This is a genomic window from Pseudomonas sp. TE3911 (genome assembly GCF_054062775.1).
In genome coordinates this window covers 6,312,764-6,330,775 of sequence record NZ_JBSSFP010000001.1, presented here as the reverse complement: position 1 = coordinate 6,330,775, position 18,012 = coordinate 6,312,764, and the positions used below count along the sequence as shown (strand labels likewise).

General features: G+C 60.5%; 20 protein-coding genes and 1 pseudogene. 10 read left to right on the top strand and 11 right to left on the bottom strand.

Annotated features, from left to right (window positions below):
- Positions 1 to 160 precede the first annotated feature (160 nt).
- Positions 161 to 1,495: an MFS transporter gene (locus tag ACVWXD_RS28950; protein WP_032884641.1), complete on the top strand. Its 1,335-nt coding sequence runs from the start codon at positions 161 to 163 to the stop codon at positions 1,493 to 1,495.
- A 1-nt stretch (position 1,496) separates the two neighbouring features.
- On the opposite strand, the gene ACVWXD_RS28945 is transcribed toward ACVWXD_RS28950, so the two are convergent.
- Complete coding sequence (locus tag ACVWXD_RS28945; RefSeq protein ID WP_032884640.1) at positions 1,497 to 2,375, bottom strand: DMT family transporter; 879 nt, start codon at positions 2,373 to 2,375, stop codon at positions 1,497 to 1,499.
- A gap of 198 nt (positions 2,376 to 2,573) precedes the next feature.
- On the opposite strand from ACVWXD_RS28945, the gene ACVWXD_RS28940 reads away from it, so the two are divergent.
- Genes ACVWXD_RS28940 through ACVWXD_RS28930 form a run of 3 tightly spaced genes read left to right on the top strand, consistent with a single transcriptional unit; the run spans position 2,574 to position 4,907 of the window.
- Positions 2,574 to 2,987 carry a membrane lipoprotein lipid attachment site-containing protein gene (locus tag ACVWXD_RS28940; RefSeq protein ID WP_095186226.1) on the top strand — a complete coding sequence of 138 codons (414 nt, stop codon included), beginning with the start codon at positions 2,574 to 2,576 and terminating at the stop codon, positions 2,985 to 2,987.
- Between the two features lie 57 nt (positions 2,988 to 3,044).
- The gene (ypfJ, locus tag ACVWXD_RS28935) at positions 3,045 to 3,932 is read left to right on the top strand and encodes a KPN_02809 family neutral zinc metallopeptidase (protein WP_032884638.1); all 888 of its coding nucleotides are present in this window, start codon (positions 3,045 to 3,047) and stop codon (positions 3,930 to 3,932) included.
- Positions 3,933 to 4,907, top strand: a complete 975-nt coding sequence (locus ACVWXD_RS28930) for an alpha/beta hydrolase (protein ID WP_122755991.1) — start codon at positions 3,933 to 3,935, stop codon at positions 4,905 to 4,907.
- A 132-nt stretch (positions 4,908 to 5,039) separates the two neighbouring features.
- Here ACVWXD_RS28930 and ACVWXD_RS28925 read toward each other — a convergent pair whose 3' ends face one another.
- From ACVWXD_RS28925 to ACVWXD_RS28915, 3 genes are read right to left on the bottom strand one after another with little or no spacing between them, the layout of a single operon-like run.
- On the bottom strand, positions 5,040 to 5,627 hold the full coding sequence (locus tag ACVWXD_RS28925; RefSeq protein WP_099603258.1) for an HAD family hydrolase: 588 nt from the start codon (positions 5,625 to 5,627) through the stop codon (positions 5,040 to 5,042).
- Complete coding sequence (tesB, locus tag ACVWXD_RS28920; RefSeq protein ID WP_032884635.1) at positions 5,624 to 6,493, bottom strand: acyl-CoA thioesterase II; 870 nt, start codon at positions 6,491 to 6,493, stop codon at positions 5,624 to 5,626. Before tesB ends, ACVWXD_RS28925 begins: the two co-directional genes overlap by 4 nt.
- Positions 6,494 to 6,530: 37 nt before the next feature.
- Positions 6,531 to 7,100 carry a GNAT family N-acetyltransferase gene (locus ACVWXD_RS28915; RefSeq protein ID WP_032884634.1) on the bottom strand — a complete coding sequence of 190 codons (570 nt, stop codon included), beginning with the start codon at positions 7,098 to 7,100 and terminating at the stop codon, positions 6,531 to 6,533.
- Between the two features lie 76 nt (positions 7,101 to 7,176).
- On the opposite strand from ACVWXD_RS28915, the gene ACVWXD_RS28910 reads away from it, so the two are divergent.
- Both ACVWXD_RS28910 and ACVWXD_RS28905 read left to right on the top strand, forming a co-directional pair.
- Positions 7,177 to 8,097: a histone deacetylase family protein gene (locus tag ACVWXD_RS28910; RefSeq protein WP_032884633.1), complete on the top strand. Its 921-nt coding sequence runs from the start codon at positions 7,177 to 7,179 to the stop codon at positions 8,095 to 8,097.
- A gap of 170 nt (positions 8,098 to 8,267) precedes the next feature.
- Positions 8,268 to 9,494, top strand: a complete 1,227-nt coding sequence (locus ACVWXD_RS28905; RefSeq protein ID WP_181643716.1) for a TIGR03862 family flavoprotein — start codon at positions 8,268 to 8,270, stop codon at positions 9,492 to 9,494.
- A gap of 119 nt (positions 9,495 to 9,613) precedes the next feature.
- On the opposite strand, the gene ACVWXD_RS28900 is transcribed toward ACVWXD_RS28905, so the two are convergent.
- On the bottom strand, positions 9,614 to 10,951 hold the full coding sequence (locus ACVWXD_RS28900) for a DEAD/DEAH box helicase (protein ID WP_032884631.1): 1,338 nt from the start codon (positions 10,949 to 10,951) through the stop codon (positions 9,614 to 9,616).
- A gap of 48 nt (positions 10,952 to 10,999) precedes the next feature.
- The gene (gene yedA / locus ACVWXD_RS28895) at positions 11,000 to 11,896 is read right to left on the bottom strand and encodes a drug/metabolite exporter YedA (protein WP_032884630.1); all 897 of its coding nucleotides are present in this window, start codon (positions 11,894 to 11,896) and stop codon (positions 11,000 to 11,002) included.
- Between the two features lie 161 nt (positions 11,897 to 12,057).
- Between yedA and ACVWXD_RS28890 the strand changes: the two genes are divergently transcribed.
- On the top strand, positions 12,058 to 12,519 hold the full coding sequence (locus tag ACVWXD_RS28890; protein WP_095186224.1) for an Lrp/AsnC family transcriptional regulator: 462 nt from the start codon (positions 12,058 to 12,060) through the stop codon (positions 12,517 to 12,519).
- Positions 12,520 to 12,605: 86 nt separating this feature from the next.
- Here the strand turns inward: ACVWXD_RS28890 and ACVWXD_RS28885 are convergent, their stop codons facing one another.
- Both ACVWXD_RS28885 and ACVWXD_RS28880 read right to left on the bottom strand, forming a co-directional pair.
- Positions 12,606 to 12,890: an acyl carrier protein gene (locus ACVWXD_RS28885; RefSeq protein ID WP_181643717.1), complete on the bottom strand. Its 285-nt coding sequence runs from the start codon at positions 12,888 to 12,890 to the stop codon at positions 12,606 to 12,608.
- Positions 12,868 to 13,434 carry a hypothetical protein gene (locus ACVWXD_RS28880; protein ID WP_181643718.1) on the bottom strand — a complete coding sequence of 189 codons (567 nt, stop codon included), beginning with the start codon at positions 13,432 to 13,434 and terminating at the stop codon, positions 12,868 to 12,870. The genes ACVWXD_RS28885 and ACVWXD_RS28880 overlap by 23 nt, the downstream gene beginning before the upstream one ends.
- A gap of 102 nt (positions 13,435 to 13,536) precedes the next feature.
- On the opposite strand from ACVWXD_RS28880, the pseudogene ACVWXD_RS28875 reads away from it, so the two are divergent.
- A pseudogene (locus ACVWXD_RS28875) lies at positions 13,537 to 13,778 on the top strand (DUF6124 family protein).
- 154 nt (positions 13,779 to 13,932) lie between these two features.
- Here the strand turns inward: ACVWXD_RS28875 and ACVWXD_RS28870 are convergent.
- The 3 genes from ACVWXD_RS28870 to ACVWXD_RS28860 form a co-directional block, all read right to left on the bottom strand.
- Positions 13,933 to 14,544 carry a 3'-5' exonuclease gene (locus ACVWXD_RS28870; RefSeq protein ID WP_032884626.1) on the bottom strand — a complete coding sequence of 204 codons (612 nt, stop codon included), beginning with the start codon at positions 14,542 to 14,544 and terminating at the stop codon, positions 13,933 to 13,935.
- 42 nt (positions 14,545 to 14,586) lie between these two features.
- Positions 14,587 to 15,063 carry a LabA-like NYN domain-containing protein gene (locus ACVWXD_RS28865; protein WP_032884625.1) on the bottom strand — a complete coding sequence of 159 codons (477 nt, stop codon included), beginning with the start codon at positions 15,061 to 15,063 and terminating at the stop codon, positions 14,587 to 14,589.
- A 117-nt stretch (positions 15,064 to 15,180) separates the two neighbouring features.
- Entirely contained in the window at positions 15,181 to 15,930 is a 750-nt protein-coding gene (locus tag ACVWXD_RS28860) for a DUF2076 domain-containing protein (RefSeq protein WP_122681744.1), read from the bottom strand.
- A gap of 180 nt (positions 15,931 to 16,110) precedes the next feature.
- Between ACVWXD_RS28860 and ACVWXD_RS28855 the strand changes: the two genes are divergently transcribed.
- Positions 16,111 to 16,770, top strand: a complete 660-nt coding sequence (locus tag ACVWXD_RS28855) for a YciC family protein (RefSeq protein ID WP_401380767.1) — start codon at positions 16,111 to 16,113, stop codon at positions 16,768 to 16,770.
- 40 nt (positions 16,771 to 16,810) lie between these two features.
- The gene (locus ACVWXD_RS28850) at positions 16,811 to 17,899 is read left to right on the top strand and encodes an endonuclease/exonuclease/phosphatase family protein (RefSeq protein WP_032884623.1); all 1,089 of its coding nucleotides are present in this window, start codon (positions 16,811 to 16,813) and stop codon (positions 17,897 to 17,899) included.
- Positions 17,900 to 18,012: the final 113 nt, after the last annotated feature.

Genomic DNA, 18,012 nt, shown 5'->3' with positions numbered 1-18,012 from the left:
TAAAATGTACGAACCGGTTAGTTTTTGGTGCGATTATCGAACACTAAGCCTCTTTGGCGAATTGACGATTTTTTAGCCGCTGCGCACCATCGATCCCGCACCAACGTTTAGAAAAGACCCAGAACACACCATAAAAATTTCAAAAAACGGGTACAACCACATGCCTTCGCAAAACTCCGCCCTGGCTTCGCGCCCCGGCACCCCGCACGCCGGCATCGGCGACAAGATCCGCGGCGCCATGGCCGTCGGTAAAACTCGCTGGGGCATGTTGGCCCTGGTGTTCTTCGCCACCACCCTCAATTACATCGACCGCGCTGCCTTGGGCGTGATGCAACCGATCCTCGCCAAAGAGATGAGTTGGACGGCGATGGACTACGCCAACATCAACTTCTGGTTCCAGGTGGGCTACGCGATTGGCTTTGTGCTGCAAGGCCGATTGATCGACAAGGTCGGCGTGAAACGCGTGTTCTTCTGCGCGGTGCTGCTGTGGAGCCTGGCCACCGGCGCCCACGGCCTGGCCACTTCGGCCGTCGGCTTTATGGTCTGTCGCTTTATCCTTGGGCTGACCGAAGCCGCCAACTACCCGGCCTGCGTCAAGACCACGCGCCTGTGGTTCCCCGCCGGTGAGCGCGCCGTGGCAACCGGGATTTTCAACGCCGGTACCAACGTTGGCGCGATGATGACGCCAATGCTGCTGCCGCTGATCCTGCATGTGTGGGGCTGGCAGGCTGCCTTCCTGTGCATGGCATCGCTGGGCGCGATCTGGTTGGTGTTCTGGGGGTTGAAGTACTACAACCCGGAAGATCATCCGAACGTTAAACAATCAGAATTGGATTACGTGCAACGGGAAGTCGAGCCGGAACAGCCTGGCGTACCGTTCAGCCGAATCCTGCGTATGCGCGGCACTTGGGCCTTTGCGATTGCCTACGCACTGACCGCGCCGGTGTTCTGGTTTTACCTGTATTGGCTGCCGCCGTTCCTGAACCAGCAATACAACCTGGGCATCAACGTGACCCAGATGGGCATCCCATTGATCATCATCTACCTGACCGCTGACTTCGGCAGCGTGGGTGGGGGCATCCTGTCGTCATTCCTGATCGGCCGTGGGATGAACTCGATCAAGGCGCGGCTGTTGTCGATGCTGCTGTTTGCCTGCTGCATCGTCGGCGTGATCATGGCGGCCGGTTCCAGCCAACTGTGGGTCGCGGTATTTGCCATCTCCCTGGCCATCGGCGCGCATCAGGCCTGGACCGCCAACATCTGGAGCCTGGTGATGGACTACACGCCCAAGCACATGATGAGCACCGTGTTCGGCTTCGGCGGCATGTGCGCAGCCATCGGCGGCATGTTCATGACCCAGATCGTCGGCCATATTCTCACCGTGACCAACAACAACTACACCGTGTTGTTCACCCTGATCCCGGCGATGTACTTCATAGCGCTGACGTGGATGTACTTCATGGCGCCGCGCAAGATTCCTACCGTCGACGCCTGATTTACCGACGCCGCTGCTGCCAGGCAGCGGCCAACCCGCTCATGCAGATCACCCCAATACCCACCACCGTGGTCATATCGGGGGTATGGCTGAACACCAGCCAACCCAACAACCCCGCGAACACAATCTGGCAATAGCCGAACGGCGCCAGCAAGGCCGGCGCCGCAAAGCGGAACGCCTGGGTCAGCATCAAGTGCGCGGTCATCCCGCACGTGCCCAGCGCCAGCATCATCACCCCATGCCACAGCGTGGGGATCTGCCAGAAGAACGGCACCATCGCGCTCATCACCAGGGTATTGCACAACCCGGCGAAGAAATTGCTGGTGGTAGGCGTGTCGTACTGGCTGAGGATGCGTGTGAGCAACTGGTAGAAGCAGAAGAACAGCGCCGAGCACAGCGGCAGCAACACCGCCGGGGTGAAGAGTTCACCGCCGGGATGGATGATCACCAGCACGCCGACAAACCCGCAGATCACCGCCAGCCATTGGCCACGCGTGACGTGCTCACCCAGCAGCGGCACCGACAGCGCGGTCACCAGGATCGGCGCCAGGAAGTTCACCGCCGTGGCTTCCGCCAGCGGGATGTAATGCAGGGCCGAGGTAAAAAACAGGCTGGTGCCCAACAGGCACAACGCCCGCACCACCTGCATGCCTGGCCGTTTGCTGCGCAGCACGCGCAAACCTGATTGCGGCAGGAAAATACCGGCCATCAACAAGGTGTGCACCAGGTAGCGCGCCCATACCACCATCACAATCGGGTAAAAACCGGCCAAGTATTTGGACAAGGCGTCGTGGCTGGAGAACAGGAACGTCGCCGCCACAATCAGCAAAATGCCTTTGAAGGGATGGTTGATGCCGGACAACGGGGTACTAAGGGTCATTGAATTCTCTTGCGTGGCGAGCGGAACGCTGAGCGCTGAACGAAGAAGCACTCAACCCGGTAATCTAGCAGCCGGGCCGAAGTCTGCCCAAAGAGCATAACCAAACACCGGGCGAACAGCGCACTAAATCACGGGAACCGAGTCCAACCCTGCACGTTCGCCCCCGTGCTGCACACTTTTTAACCAAGGCCTGTTGCTATGAAAAAAACCCTCTTTGTTCTGTCTACCCTTGCCCTGCTCAGCGCCTGCAACCAGGAGGCCAAGGAAACGCCCAAACCCGCGCCAGCCTCTGTGCAGGCCACCCTGGTGCCCGAGACCCCACCCACCGATAAATGGGTCGGCAAGTGGATCGGCGTCGAAGGCCTGAACCTGACTATCGCCAAGGACGACACCATCGGCCGTGGCCACTACGTTCTCACCATGCAATACGGCCTTGATGCGGACGATTCCGGCACCTTCAAGGGCGAAGCAGCTGAAGACGGTATCGCCTTCACCCGCCCGGACGGCCCGCAATTGCTGCGTGCCGGCGACGGCGAAGCCACTGGGCTGAAATGGCTGGCCGATAAAAAAGACTGCCTGATCGTCGCCACCGGAGAAGGGTATTGCCGCTAATACCGGCCATACTCAAACCACATTTTTGTAGGACCGTTCATCAAGAGGATTGCCCCCATGCTATGGAAAAAAGGCCGACGCAGCGACAACGTGGTGGATGCCCGCGAGGACAGTGGCGGCGGCGGTGGCGGCATGCGTTTTGGCGGTGGCAAGGGTTTGAGCCTGACCGCGATTGTGCTGATCGTCGGTATTGGCTGGCTGACCGGCCAGGACCCGATGCAGATCCTCGGCCAATTGACCGGCCAAATGGAACAGGCGCCGTCCGTCAGCACGCAGTCGCGCCAGGCGCCGCCGGCCAATGATGAACACGCCGATTTCGTCCGCGCAGTGCTCGGCGATACCGAAGACACCTGGGCTCAGGTGTTTCAGGAAAACGGCCTGACATACAAGAACCCGAAACTGATCCTGTTCCGTGGCCGGGTCAATTCCGCCTGTGGTGGCGCCACCTCGGCCAGCGGTCCGTTCTATTGCCCGGCTGACCAACAGGTCTACCTGGACCTGGATTTCTTCCGGGAAATGTCCCAACGCTTCCAGGCCTCCGGCGATTTCGCCCAGGCCTACGTGATCGCCCACGAAGTTGGGCACCATGTGCAGACGTTGCTCGGTATTTCCTCGAAGATCCAGAATGCGCGCCAACAGGGTCGGCAGATGCAAGGCGACGGCGGTCTACTGGTACGCCAGGAGCTGCAAGCCGACTGTTTTGCCGGCGTGTGGGCCAACCGTGCGCAAAAACGCCTGAACTGGCTGGAAGCCGGCGACATTGAAGAAGCCCTGAACGCAGCCAACGCCATCGGCGATGATCGCTTGCAGCAACAGGGTCAAGGGCGCGTGGTGCCGGACTCGTTTACCCACGGCACCTCGGCACAGCGGGTTCGCTGGTTCAAGACCGGTTTCGCCCAGGGCCAGATCACCCAATGCGACACCTTCACGGCCAAGAGTCTTTAAATGAATAAGCGATGGGGCTTGCTGCTGACTTTATTAGTGTCGTGCTCAACCCTGGCGGCTGAACACGGCGTCAAAGTCGTCAGCCCCGATCGTTTTCACCTGGACGCCGGCGACCTCAGCCTCGGCGTGAGCCAGGACTGGCGCCAGCCGCTGCCTAACGTCACCCGCGCCCTGATTCTTGTGCATGGTCGCCTACGCAATGCGCAGACCTACCTGCAAAGCGGTATCGATGCCGCCGAGCACGCAGGCGTTAGCGCGAATACGCTAGTCATCGCGCCGCAGTTTCTGAATGCGTCCGACATCAAGCGCAACCATCTGGACGGCCAAGTACTGCGCTGGAACGGCAACGACTGGATGGCCGGCGAGCCTTCCACCGGCCCAGGCCAAATCAGCTCCTACGGCGCCCTTGACCAGATCATCAAGCACCTGGGCAACCGCACGCTGTTTCCAGCTTTAAAGGAAATCGTCGTCGCCGGCCATTCCGGCGGTGGCCAGGTAGTGCAGCGCTTCGCCCTCACCGGCCATGATCACCCAACCCTGAAAAACGAAGGCATCCGCCTGCGCTATGTGGTGGCCAACCCGTCGTCCTATGCCTACTTCAGCCGACAGCGACCGGTGCAGTTCGATACCGCCAGTTGCCCAGGCTTCAACGATTGGAAGTACGGCCTGCAACACCTGCCGGCCTACGCCAAAGGCCAAAGCGCCGAGCAGTTGGAGCAGGCCTACGTGTCACGGGACATCACCTACCTGCTGGGCCAGCAAGACACTGATCCGAACCATCCTGCGTTGGATAAAAGCTGTGAGGCAGAGACACAGGGCGCCTATCGGCTGATGCGTGGGCATAACTATTTTGACTACCTCAAACACCGGCATCCGCAGTTGAGCCAGACGCTGGTTGAGGTGCCAGGGGTGGGGCATAACGGGGATGAAATGTTTACTTCGCCCGAAGGGCAGAAGGTGCTGTTCACTCAGTAATACCTGAAGAAACAGTCTCAACATGTGGGAGGGGGCTTGCCCCCGATAGCAGTGTGTCAGTCAGCAATTTTTTAACTGACAGACCGCTATCGGGGGCAAGCCCCCTCCCACATTTGATCTCTGTTGCTTGGGTTAAATCATCCGGCGCAATGCAGCACAATCTTCAGCATGCCAATCCGCCAGCTCCGGCCACGGATTCTCCGGCAGGTTGACCAACACCGTCCTGGCCCCCGCCGCCCGGCCGCAGTCCAGGTCAAAACGGTAATCGCCGACCATCACCATCTCGCTCGGCGATACATCCCACGCCGCCGCCAATTTCAATAACCCACCCGGATCGGGCTTGGGTGGCGCGTCATCTCGGCCCAGCACATCCTCGACCGCAAAGCAGTCAGCCAGGCCAATCGCTTCCAGCGTCACGTGGGCCAGCTCCCGCGCATTGCGAGTCAGGATGCCCAGGCGATAACCGCGCCCGGCCAATTCGCGTACCAATTGCACCGCGCCTTCAGCCGCAACAGAACCGAGTGCCAACTCGCGCTCGTGCTCCAACAACCAAGCATGCTTGGCCGCCGCGATGTCCGCCGGCAATGCGCTGAGGTGAGTGAGGATGTCGTCCTCGGGGGGAATGTCCAACGCCACGCGAATCGCCGCGAAGTCATGCACGGCCACCGTGAGGGTGCCGTCCATGTCGAACACCCAGTGCTTAACCTCCCTCAGGCTCATGCCCAATCCTTGCGATGGCGAATCAAGCCTTCCTGGGTGACCGAGGCCACCAGTTGCCCGGCGCGGTTGTACACGCTGCCACGGGAGAACCCACGGGAATTGCCGGCCCACGGACTGTCCATGGCGTAGAGCAACCAGTCATCGGCACGCAGATCCGCGTGGAACCACAACGCGTGGTCGAGGCTGGCGACCTGCATGTCTTTCTGCCAAACGGTCTTGCCGTGGGGCAGCAACGAGGTGGTCAGCAGGCCAAAGTCCGAAGCGTAGGCCAGCAAGTATTTATGCAGCGCTGGTGTGTCGGCCAACGCGCCGTCGGCACGAAACCACACGTACTTGACCGGGTCGGACGGCTGCGGGTTGAACGGGTCTTTTTCGGTGACCGGTCGCACTTCAATCGGCTTCGGGCACAGCAGCTTGTCACGCATGTGCTCGGGGATCAGGTGCGCGCGCTGCTGGGTCAATTCCAGCTCCGACGGCAGGTTTTCCGGGCCGACCACCACGGGCATGGTGGTCTGGTGCTCGAAGCCTTCTTCGTCGTACTGGAACGACGTGGTGCAGGTGAAGATCGGGTGGCCCTTCTGAATCGCGGTCACGCGGCGCGTGCTGAAACTGCCGCCATCACGAACACGGTCAACCGAATAAACCACCGGCAACGCGGCATCGCCGGGGCGCAGGAAATAACCGTGCAGGGAATGCACATGGCGCGCTTCTTCAACGGTCTGGCTGGCCGCCGACAGCGACTGGCCGAGCACCTGACCGCCGAACAGTTGGCGAAAACCCAGGTCCTGGCTGCGGCCGCGAAAGAGGTTTTCCTCGATCGGCTCCAGGGTCAGCAGGTCCACCAGATCTTCCAATACTTGGCTCATAGAGCAACTCCTACAATCTATGGGGCATTCCGGGCTGCTATCCGTGCAGCGTGTCCAACCATTGGGCGCGGGTGATGCGGTACAAAACATGTGGGCGCAGCGGGTCATCGGCTGCGACCTTGGGGTGTTCAAAATCTGCCAGGGGATCGTAATGCATACCTATGGCCTGCATGACTTTTTGTGATGGCAGATTGGCTTCGGTGGTGAAGGCAACGATTTCATCCAGCTGCAAACGGTCGAAACCACAGCGCAGTGCAGTCCACGCCGCCTCGCTGGCATAGCCCAGTCCCCAATGCTCGCGGGCCAGGCGCCAGCCAATTTCTACTGCTGGGGTAAAGTCCGCGTCAAAGCTGACATGCTGCAACCCGGTCAGGCCGATGAACTCGCCGCTGTCCTTGCGCTGCAGCGCCCAGAGGCCAAAGCCATATTCGGCGAAGTGGCCGCGTATCCGCCCGATCAGTGCGGCGCTTTCCAGGTGGCTCAGCTTGGCCGGGAAATAACGCATCACGTGTGGGTCGGCGCACATGCTTGCGAAGGCCGTCAGGTCGCTGTCGCGCCATTGGCGCAGCACCAGGCGAGCACTTTCCAATTCGAGTATCGACTCCACGGGTCCCCTCCCCTTGCCATGTGCGTGAGTGTACAGCGCTGGTAAGATCCTTCGCAGGTTCCCGTCAGAAAATCCCATGCCTTTGCCATTGATCTACCACGATGACTACAGCCCCGAGTTCCCGGCGGACCACCGATTCCCCATGGACAAGTTCCGCCTGTTGCGCGACCACTTGGTGGCCACCGGCCTGACCGAAGACAGCCAACTGCTGCGCCCGCAGCTGTGCCCTGCCGACATCCTGGCCCTGGCCCACGAGCCTGGGTATATCGAACGCTACATGAGCGGCGAGTTGTCCCGCGAGGACCAGCGCCGCCTTGGCCTGCCCTGGAGCGAAGCCCTGGCCCGGCGCACCGTGCGCGCGGTCGGCGGCTCGATCCTGGCGGCGGAGCAAGCGCTTGAGCACGGTCTGGCCTGTCACCTGGCGGGCGGCACGCATCACGCGCATTACGATTACCCGGCGGGCTTTTGCATCTTCAATGACCTGGCGGTGATCAGCCATTACCTGCTGGCCAGCGGCCGGGTCAGCCGCGTGCTGATCTTCGACTGCGACGTGCATCAGGGCGATGGCACCGCGCGCATCCTCCACGACACGCCGGATGCCATCACCGTGTCGCTGCACTGCGAAAAGAACTTCCCGGCGCGCAAGGCCCAAAGCGATTGGGACATCCCACTGCCCATGGGCATGGGCGATGCCGATTACCTGCGAGTGGTCGATGACGCCCTCAACTACCTGCTGCCGCTCTACCAACCCGACCTGGTGCTGTACGACGCAGGCGTGGATGTGCATAAAGACGACGCCCTCGGGTACCTCAAGCTGACAGACGAAGGCGTGGCCGCCCGCGATGAGAGCGTCATGCGCCACTGTCTGGGCCGCGACATTCCGGTGATGGGCGTGATTGGCGGCGGCTACAGCAAAGACCGTCCAGCCTTGGCCCGTCGCCACGGCATCCTGCACCACAGTGCGCAACGGGTGTGGACGTCATCAGGTTGTCATTGAGTTGTGCGCTTACCCACAATGGCTGTGGAACGGCCTGTGGATAACTTGAGCGTAAGCGGCTGAAAGCCAGCAGGCATAGGACCTGTAGGAAAGTGTACGTTTTTTGATCAGGCAGCCTGGCTGACGTCGGGTAGAATGCTCGGCCTATTCACGCCACCGTAGCCCTACCCATGCCTCAGACCGCAACTCACCACGTCACTATTATCGGCGGCGGCCCTACCGGGCTGATGGCCGCCGAAGTCTTGAGCCAGGCCGGGGTGCGCGTAGATCTGTATGACGGCATGCCATCAGTGGGGCGAAAATTCCTGCTGGCGGGTGTGGGCGGCATGAACATCACCCACTCCGAGGCTTACCCGGCCTTCCTCTCGCGCTACGCCGAGCGCGCGCCGCAGATGGCGCCGTTGCTGCGTGGGTTTGGTGCCGAAGCGTTGTGCGAATGGATACATGGGTTGGGTATCGAGACCTTTGTCGGCACCTCCGGCCGAGTGTTTCCTACGGACATGAAAGCCGCCCCGCTGCTGCGCGCCTGGCTCAAGCGCCTGCGTGACCAAGGCGTGGTTATCCACACCCGGCATCGTTGGACCGGCTGGAATACCGAAGGTGATTTACTTATCCACAGCCCTGAAGGCGAGAAAGCCGTGCGCAGCGATGCCGTGCTGCTGGCACTGGGCGGCGGCAGTTGGTCACGGCTGGGCTCAGATGGTGCGTGGCTCAAGCTGCTGGAGGACAAAGGCGTGCCTTACGTGGCACTGCAACCGAGTAACTGCGGCTTCGAAGTGTCGGCCTGGAGCGAATTGATGGTGAGCAAATTCGCCGGCGCTCCGTTGAAAAATGTCGCCATCGGTTTGTGTGACGACAAACCTCGGCTCGGCGAATGTGTGGTCACCGCCACCGGTATCGAGGGCAGCCTGATCTATGCGCTGTCGGCACCGATTCGTGAGGCGATCAACCGCGACGGCGCGGCCACCGTGCATATCGACTTGCTACCGAGCAAGCCGCTGGACAAGGTGCAAGCTGCGCTGGCCAAACCGCGCGGTTCACGCTCGATGAGCAAGCATCTGCACAGTCAGTTGGGGCTGGACGGGGTCAAGGCGGCGTTGTTGCGTGAGTTGGCGCCAGCCGATCACTTCAATGATCCGGCGCAACTGGCGGTGGATATCAAGGCCCTGCCGTTGACGCTGGTGAAGACGCGGCCAATGGACGAGGCGATCAGTACGGCAGGCGGCGTGCCGTTTGAAGCGTTGGATGAGCGCTTGATGCTCAAGCAATTGCCTGGGGTGTTTTGTGCGGGGGAGATGCTGGACTGGGAAGCGCCGACCGGCGGGTATTTGCTAACGGGGTGTTTTGCCAGTGGCAGAGCGGCTGGGCGGGGGGTGTTGGAGTGGTTGAACGCTTGAGATTGCGGTGAGCTCAAGTCCGCTGTCGGGGGCAAGCCCCCTCCCACATTTGAATTGTGAACACCTTCAAATGTGGGAGGGGGCTTGCTCCCGATGAGGCAATCAGCAACCCCGCAAAATCACTTCTTCTTACGCGGCCCAGTGTTAAACACCGGCACCTTACGCACCGGCTTAATCGACGGTTCCGACGGTGCCACTTCACCACTGTCCACCCACTTACCCAGGTTGCGCTTACCACCGCCACCACCGGACGCCTTAGGCTTCTTCGGCTTTTTCGGTTTCTTCACCACTTGCCCACTCGCATCGGTGTCCGGCACGCGGTGCTCCGGTTCGAAGTCCTGCTCCATTTTGCGGGTCAAGGTCTGACGGGTCAGCATCTCGATGGCCGACAGCATGTTCACTTCATCGGCGCACACCAGGGAAATCGCCTCACCGGTGTTGCCCGCACGCCCGGTACGGCCGATACGGTGAATGTAATCTTCGGCCACGATCGGCAGGTCGAAGTTAACGACCATCGGCAGGTCTTCGATATCCAGGCCACGGGCCGCCACGTCGGTGGCCACCAGGATCTGCACTTCGCTGCTCTTGAAGCGATCCAGCGCACGCTGGCGGGTTGCCTGGGGTTTGTCGCCATGGATGCCGTCGGCATTGATGCCCAGGCCCTGCAACTTATCCACCAGCGCGTCCACGCCGTTACGGGTCTTGGCGAACACCAGCACCTGCTTCCAGCGGCCTTTGCGCATCAGGTGCACAAACAGCTCCGCCTTGCGCTTCTTGTCCACCGGCACCACCCATTGCTTAACGGTGTTGGCGGCCACGTTGCGCGGGCTGACTTCGATGCTCAGCGGGTCGTTGAGCATCTGCCCGGCCAGCGTGCGAATCTCATCGGAGAAGGTCGCGGAGAACAGCAGGGTCTGGCGCTTTTTCGGCAGCATGCGATAGATATTCGCCAGTTCCTCGGAGAAGCCCAAGTCGAGCATGCGGTCGGCTTCGTCCAGCACCAGGGTCTGCAGCTGATTAAGCTTCAGCGCGTTCTGGCGGAACAGGTCAATCAGGCGGCCAGGGGTGGCAACCAGGATGTCGACGCCCTTGCGCAGCTTCATCATCTGCGGGTTGATGCTCACGCCGCCATAGACCGCGTAGGTGGTCAGCGGCAGGTTTTGGGCATATTCGGCAACGCTGGTATGAACTTGCTCGGCCAGTTCGCGGGTCGGGCACAGAATCAGCGCGCGCGCCGAGTTGGCGGCGACTTTCGGCCCTTCCATGGTCAGCAGTTGCAGCAACGGCAAGGCAAAACCTGCGGTCTTGCCAGTGCCAGTCTGGGCCGCAGCCATGAGGTCACGACCGGCCAGCACCGCCGGAATGGCTTGCGCCTGCACCGGCGTCGGGGTCTGGTAGCCAAGCGTCTCAAGGGCGCGCAGCAAGGGTTCGATCAGGCCAAGTGTGGCGAAAGTCATGTAGTTACCGTAGGAAAATTCAGCGCAAGGTCGCAATTGCGCGGCAGTTTACCTTATTTCCGGCTTGGGCTTTCGCCACTGGGGCAGACTGATCAACAGCACGGCGCTGATAATCACCAGCATGGCCAAGCCCTCTTCCAGGCCGATGGATTCACCCACGAACACAATCCCCAGCAACACCGCCACCGCCGGGTTCACATAGGCATAGCTGGTGGCCGCCGCCGGGCGTACGTGCTTGAGCAGGTACATATAGGCGTTGAAGGCGATGATTGAGCCGAACACCGTCAGGTAGGCCAACGCCAGCCAACCCTCCAGCGGCGGCATGGCCTGCAGGTGCTCACCGGACAGCGCGCTGCCGATCAACAATGCCACGCCCGCCACCAGCATCTCCGCAGCGCTGGCCATGGCGCCCTGGGGCAGCGACAACTGCCGACTCCACACGGACCCGAATGCCCACGATGCCGCCGCGAACAACAACAAGGCGGCGCCCACCGGGCTCGATTGCAGCGTGCTGCCCATGTTGAGCATGGCGATGCCGACAATCCCCAGGATCACCCCGGCCCATTCCAGCCGCGTATTGCGCGCGCCCCAGAAATACCCGCACAGCAAGGTGAACAGCGGCACGGTCGCTACCGCCAGGGCAGCGACGCCAGACGACACGCCCGCATGTTCGGCCAACGTGACGCCGCCATTGCCGAAGGTGAGCAGCAAAATGCCGATCATCCCGGCGGCCTTCCATTGTGGCCACGTCGGCGCTGGCACGCCGCGCCATCTGAGGTAGCCATACATCAGTGCACCCGCCGTGCAGAATCGAATCCCCGCCAGCAACAACGGCGGCCAGTAGTCCACGCCGATGCGGATCACCAAGTAGGTAGACCCCCAAATCACATACAAAGCAAAAAAAGCGGCGATCAACGGTAAGGGAAAGCGACGTGTGCCAGGCATTGGGCGGCTCGAAGGCAGATATAAGAGAGGCTTATTCTAAAAAAGCAGGTCGTTAAACATAAGTTACAAAACCTGTTTAAACCGCCCATACACTTTTCAAATCATGGTTATGAAGGCTATAACCCGTGCTTTCGAAAGCCACGTGCAATTGGAGCCTTATCATGGACAAATACGACCGCATGCTCCTCAGCGCCCTGCTCGAAGACGGCCGCGCCTCCTACGCGCAACTGGCCCGCAAGGTAAACCTTTCCGCCCCCGCCGTAGCCGAGCGCGTGGCCAAGCTGGAGGCCAGCGGGGTGATCACCGGATACCAGGCCAAGGTGGATTTTTCGAAGGTGGGCTTGCCGATTCAGTGCGTGATCGAACTGCGGCTGACTAACCATGGCAGCCAGAAGGTTTATGACGCACTCGCCGAAATCCCCGAACTGACCGAATGCCATCGGGTGACAGGGGATCCGTGCGTGATCATGCAAGCGGCGGTAGGGTCGATGCCGGAGTTGGAGCGTTTGATCAATCGGCTGGCGAAGTTCGGGTTCAGCAAGACCTCAATCATCTTGTCGAGCGCGATAGAGCGGCGGGTGCCGTTGGGGCAGTTGGAAACCAATGGCAAAAATGGTGGCTAATCTACCGCCATCGGGAGCAAGCCCCCTCCCACAGTTTGATTTGTGAATACATTCAAAATGTGGGAGGGGGCTTGCTCCCGATGGCGTCAGTGGCCGCACTGCAAATTCGAGCGTTCAACAATCAAATCGACTATCTGCTGGACGGTAGTGATGTGATCCCAATCTTCCTGGGTCGCTTGCAAGTTGAATTGCCACTTGTTCTGCATGAAAAAGCAGGTCAAATCATCATCAATAATCGTGAAGTCATGGATGAAGTCCGTTTGCTCCGTGACCTGGCTTCGGTCGATGAAACCGATGATGTCGACGAAGAGCTGAATCACCTTTTCGCTGATCTCGGTTCTGGTCGCGCTACCTTCCGTTGCTTGTTTCATAGGCGCACTTACCGGCACTGACCAGATTAAAGACAGCCAACCCCCCAGCGACGAAAGGAATACCCCGTCCAACAATGCCAAACACCCGGAAGGTGCCAAAATTTGCCTTTGCCACTCTGGCCGAGGTGGGTTGCCTGATCAATGTACGAGGGAAAAAGCACATCCCGGTGAGACTCAGCGGGCTAGTCGTTTTGCTGGCGCCGACACGGCCCCAGGTGCCCACGGCAATTTTGCTGACAGCTATTCCCTCAGCACCGGCCAGAACCGTCGCGTCGGTCAAGGCGTGGTGTTGCTGTGTAGGTGTCCAGAGCTCGTCAAACGGGGTGCTCGGCACTGAGGAGTCAGCCTGAATGGGCTTGAGTAACTGGTACCTGGCGCCATGGGTCCAGCCTGGTGAATGAGGCAACACTATGACTGCCGGGCAACTTGTCATCGCATTACCCAAATGAAACGCCATGCTGGAAGTTGAGCCGAAATCGATGCCGTCCCGTTGGAGTTCGAGCTGGCTTCGCATGATTGCTGTGTGAAGATCGCTTTCCTGCATAACGTAGTCCTTTTACGTAAATGACAGGCGGGATTTTAGGTTGCGGCGAAGAGCGATAGGTGGGAGAAGGAAAATCCAGAACGGTCTGACGAAACACTAGGGCTGAGCCTACTGACCATTCAGAAAGCAGATAAACGCCCTCAAGATGCCCCGCCCTTCATCCTGAACGACAACCTGAGCCTCGAAGATGCCCTCGCCCATGCGGCGGATTTGCTGCATTGCGCGGTGGGCACTGCGCACTCGTCGGGTGAGGCGATGGATGTGCAGCAGCGGGCGGTGATGCATTTGGTGGAGATGGCGAAGGGGTGGTGGATCGGGCGTTGGAGTGTGTGCAGCCTCGATGAACGACCGATAACCAATGTGGGAGGGGCGGTGCGACGGTTCGACTTGCTCCCGATAGCAGTGGATCAGTCAGCTTATGTGTGGCTGACCCGCCGCAATCGGGAGCAAGTCGAACCGTCGCACCGCCCCTCCCACATGTTGAACGGCGTTGTTCTGTCAGAACCCGCGATGCTTCTTCAAATGCTCATTGATCTTCGCCGCCGGCACTTTCTGCAAAGTGCACAGCAGGTCGTGGGACAGTTCGCGCAAGCCGTGGGTACGCCGCAGTTCCTGGGCCAGGTGCGCCGTGAGGTTGGCCGCCATTTCCGCATCCGCCAGCGCTCGGTGAGCCTGGCCGGTGTGGGGCAGTTTCGCGTAGGTGTTGAGGGTGCCGAGCTTGTGGTTTGGTGCCGATGGCATCAGACGACGTGCCAGCAACAGCGAGCAGGCGAATTTCTGCAAACGCGTCCGGCGAATCAACCCCAGCTCGTAATCCCAGAACTTCTGGTCGAACGCGGCGTTATGCGCCATCAAGGGCGTGGTTCCGACGAATTCGTTGACCTCATTCATCACCCGCTCGGCCGGCGGGGCGCTGCGCAGCATGGCGTTGCTGATGCCGGTGAGTTGTTCGATAAAGCCCGGTACGCGCACACCTGCGTTCATCAGGCTCTGGTAGCGGTCCACGATCTGGCCACGTTCGAGGATAACCACCGCGATTTCCGTGGCCCGGCAGTGGCTGCTCGGGGTGATGCCGGTGGTTTCAAAGTCGATGACCGCTATACGTTCCAAACCTGTTCCAACTCCGTCTAACAATTGATTGAGCCGCGGCGCTTATTTGAGCAGCAGCGCGCCTTCGATCGGCACGTAGCGGCTGGCGGCGCGTATCAGTGAGTTGGCCGTCAGCCCGGGCACGCCGTAGGCCACGGCTTCAACCCCATGCTTTTGAATGATGCGTTCGAGCAGCATGTCGAAATCCCCGTCACCGGAGGCCAGTACCACTTCGTCGACGTGGTCGGCGGCGTCCATGATGTCGAGGGTGATGCCCACGTCCCAGTCGCCCTTGGCCGAGCCGTCACTGCGTTGGATGTACGGTTTGAGTTTTACCGTAAACCCCAGGTTGCGCAGGATCTGCTGGAATTGCTGCTGCTTGCTGTCGCCACGGTCGATGGCATAGGCGTACGCCTCGACGATCTGCCCGCGGGAGCTGATGTCTGCCCACAGGGCGGCGTAGTTGAAGTGGCAGCCATACGCCTGGCGGACGGTGTAGTAGAGGTTTTGTACATCGGCGAACACTGCAATTTTCTTCACCGCACTTCCTCATGACAGCCAGGCGCCTGGGCCCGGAAAGGGTGCCAGTATGCCAGCCGCGAGAAAGTTTCCGGAAAAAATCAGACCGGGACGCCGCAGCGCCCCGGACCGGGAGTGTCAGACGAAGGAGTCGTCGTCGCCAAAGGAGGAGGAATCGTCGGAATAATCGCTGTCGGCGAAGCTGTCCGAGTTATTGCCGCCCCAGTTGTCATTGCCGGCGAACTTCTGGTCGTCATTGCCCCAGTTGCCGTTGTCACTGGCGGGCGCCGGCTCTTCACGGATTATTTCTTCCACGACCTGCGGCTGTTGCGAATTGTGATTGAACAGGCTGCTGATGCCTTCTGCCAGCAACACACCACCGGCCACGCCAGCGGCGGTTTTCATCGCGCCACCGAGAAAGCCGCTGCCCATGGGCGCGGCGGCGGGTGGTTGTTGTGGTTGTTGATAGTTTTGCTGCGGCGCGGACTGGCCGCCGAACGAAGGCCGCGCTGGCTCGCGCCAGCCACCGCCCGAATTGCCCGGAGCGCTCGACGCCGGTTGCGCGTCACGGGAACCGCCGCCGCCAAAGATGCTCGACAGGAAACCACCGCTGCTCGCCGGGGCCGGTTGCGCGGACTTGGCCCGCTGCAACTCATCCTGCAATTGCTGGATCTGCTGCGCCTGTTGCTTGTTCTGCGCGTCGAGACTCTTGAGCGCGTGTTCCTGCACCAGGATCGACTGCGTCATGTAGTACCCGGCGGCCGGTTGGCGAGTCATGTGCTCCTTGATCCGCGCTTCGGCCTGGGCGTCGCGGGGGGCTGAGTCCGTTTCGGCTTGCTGCAACCGTGAAAACAGTCCATCGATCAGGGTTTGCTCTTCGCTGTTCATGGCGACCTCGTTAGATTGCCGGTAGAAATTCTGGTCCCGCCTGTGATCAGGTCAGGTGCCTTCCAGTTATGGGGGTGTTACGAGTTGTTTCAATGGTCTTTACTCAAGGTTTACGTTTGTGACCCTCTGACCGTGATCGGTTAAAGTGTCGCCCTTGTTTCCAGGCCTGCGATGAACCTGATGAATCCGTTAGACGTATTGCGCGACTCCCTCCGTTTTACCCGCAGCAACCTGGGCGCGATCGTCCAGTTATGCCTGCCGCTGGTGATTCTCGAAGCCTTGCTGCAACAGATACTGGACCACACGCTGGACGCGGATGCGTTTCCCGGTTACAGCGTAGTGGTGGGCTTATTGGTGTACCCGCTGTACACCGGCGCCTTGATTCTGTTCCTCGACGCGCGCACCCGTGGTGAGTCGCCGCGCACCAAGGATGTCTGGGCCATGTCGCTGGCTCTATGGCCGCGCTTCGCCCTGCTGACGGCCATGAGCACCCTGTTGATCCTGCTGGGCCTGTCGCTGTATTTCCTGCCTGGCCTGTGGCTGATGGTGGTGCTGGCGTTTGCCGAGTACCTGCTGGTGCTGCGCGGCATGCCGGCGCTGGAGGCGATGAAGGAAAGTTTCCGTCTGACCCGTGGGCATTTCTGGCGGATCCTGGTGTGCCTGCTGTGCGTCATGACCCCGCTGTGGTTGCTCAAAGGCGCCAGCCTCGCGGCGTATCCCAACCCTGCGCCGCTGCTGGGGCTGTTGATGGACAGTGCCCACAGCTTCCTACAGTTGTTCACCAGCGTGGTGCTGTTCCGTTTATTCATGCTGATCGGTGGCGATGCCGACGCGCGGTGATATGCTCCGTGCCATTCCTGAAACGCTATAAGCCGAGCCGATGACCCGTTTATTGCGCATCACCTTGCTGGGCCTGCTGATCATCGCAGGCGTGCTCACCGCCCTGATCTACAGCCTGACCTGGCGCCCCGCGCCTAAGGAAACCTTGCCGGTGAGCTGCGTTGCGCCCCGCGCGCCGACGCTGCTGCCAGGGCAGGCGCTCAAGGTTATGACGTGGAACGTGCAATACCTGGCCGGCAAGAACTACGTGTTCTGGTACGACACCCCCGACGGCAGCGGCCCGGACGACCGCCCCACCGTGGAAGACATGGCTGTGAGCCTGGATGAAGTGGCGCGGGTGATTCGCGACGAACAGCCCGACATCCTGCTGTTGCAGGAACTCGACGAAAACGCCAAGCCCTCCCATTACCAGGACCAACTTGCCTTGTTGCAGGAGCGCCTGGTCGACCTCTATCCATGCAGCGCCCAGGCCTTCGACTGGAAGGCCGACTTTGTGCCCGACCTGCATATCTTCGGCAGCGTCGGTCGAAAACTCGCGACCCTCAGCCGCTACCAGATCGAACACGCCGAGCGCCTGCAATTGCCGGTGCCGGACGCCAACTTCATCAGTCGCCAATTCCAGCCCAAGCCAGCGTTGCTGTTGACCTACCTGCCACTGAGCGACGGCGGCCAACTGGCCGTCCTCAACACCCGCCTGGACGGCGACGCGCCGGGGCGCAGTGCCGTACAGGAGCAAGTGCAAGCCACGGTAAAGTTACTGGATAAATTTGAAGGCCGTGGCACGCCCTGGCTGATCGGCGGTGATTTCAACCTGCTGCCACTGGGGCAATTCCTGCGTTTGGATGCGGGTAAGCGCGGGCAGTATTCGCCGGACAGTGAGCTGCATCTGTTGTGGGATAAGTACCCGATGATCCCGAGCAACAGCCAATCCAGCGGGATTGATCGTGAGAAATGGCTGACGCACTTTCCCAATGACCCGAGCATCGATGGCCCGGATCGCACCCTGGATTACCTGTTCTACAGCCCAAGGATCAAGCGAGTGGAGGCCAAGGTGCGGCAGGAGGATACGTTGCGTATTTCCAACCATTTGCCGGTGATTGCGCGCTTCCTGCTGCCCGCTGCGCAATAACAGACACACAAAACTAATGTGGGAGGGGGCTTGCCCCCGATAGCGGCGTGTCAGTCAACTTATCGGTAACTGGCCCACAGTCATCGAGGGCAAGCACCCTCCCACATTTGGAT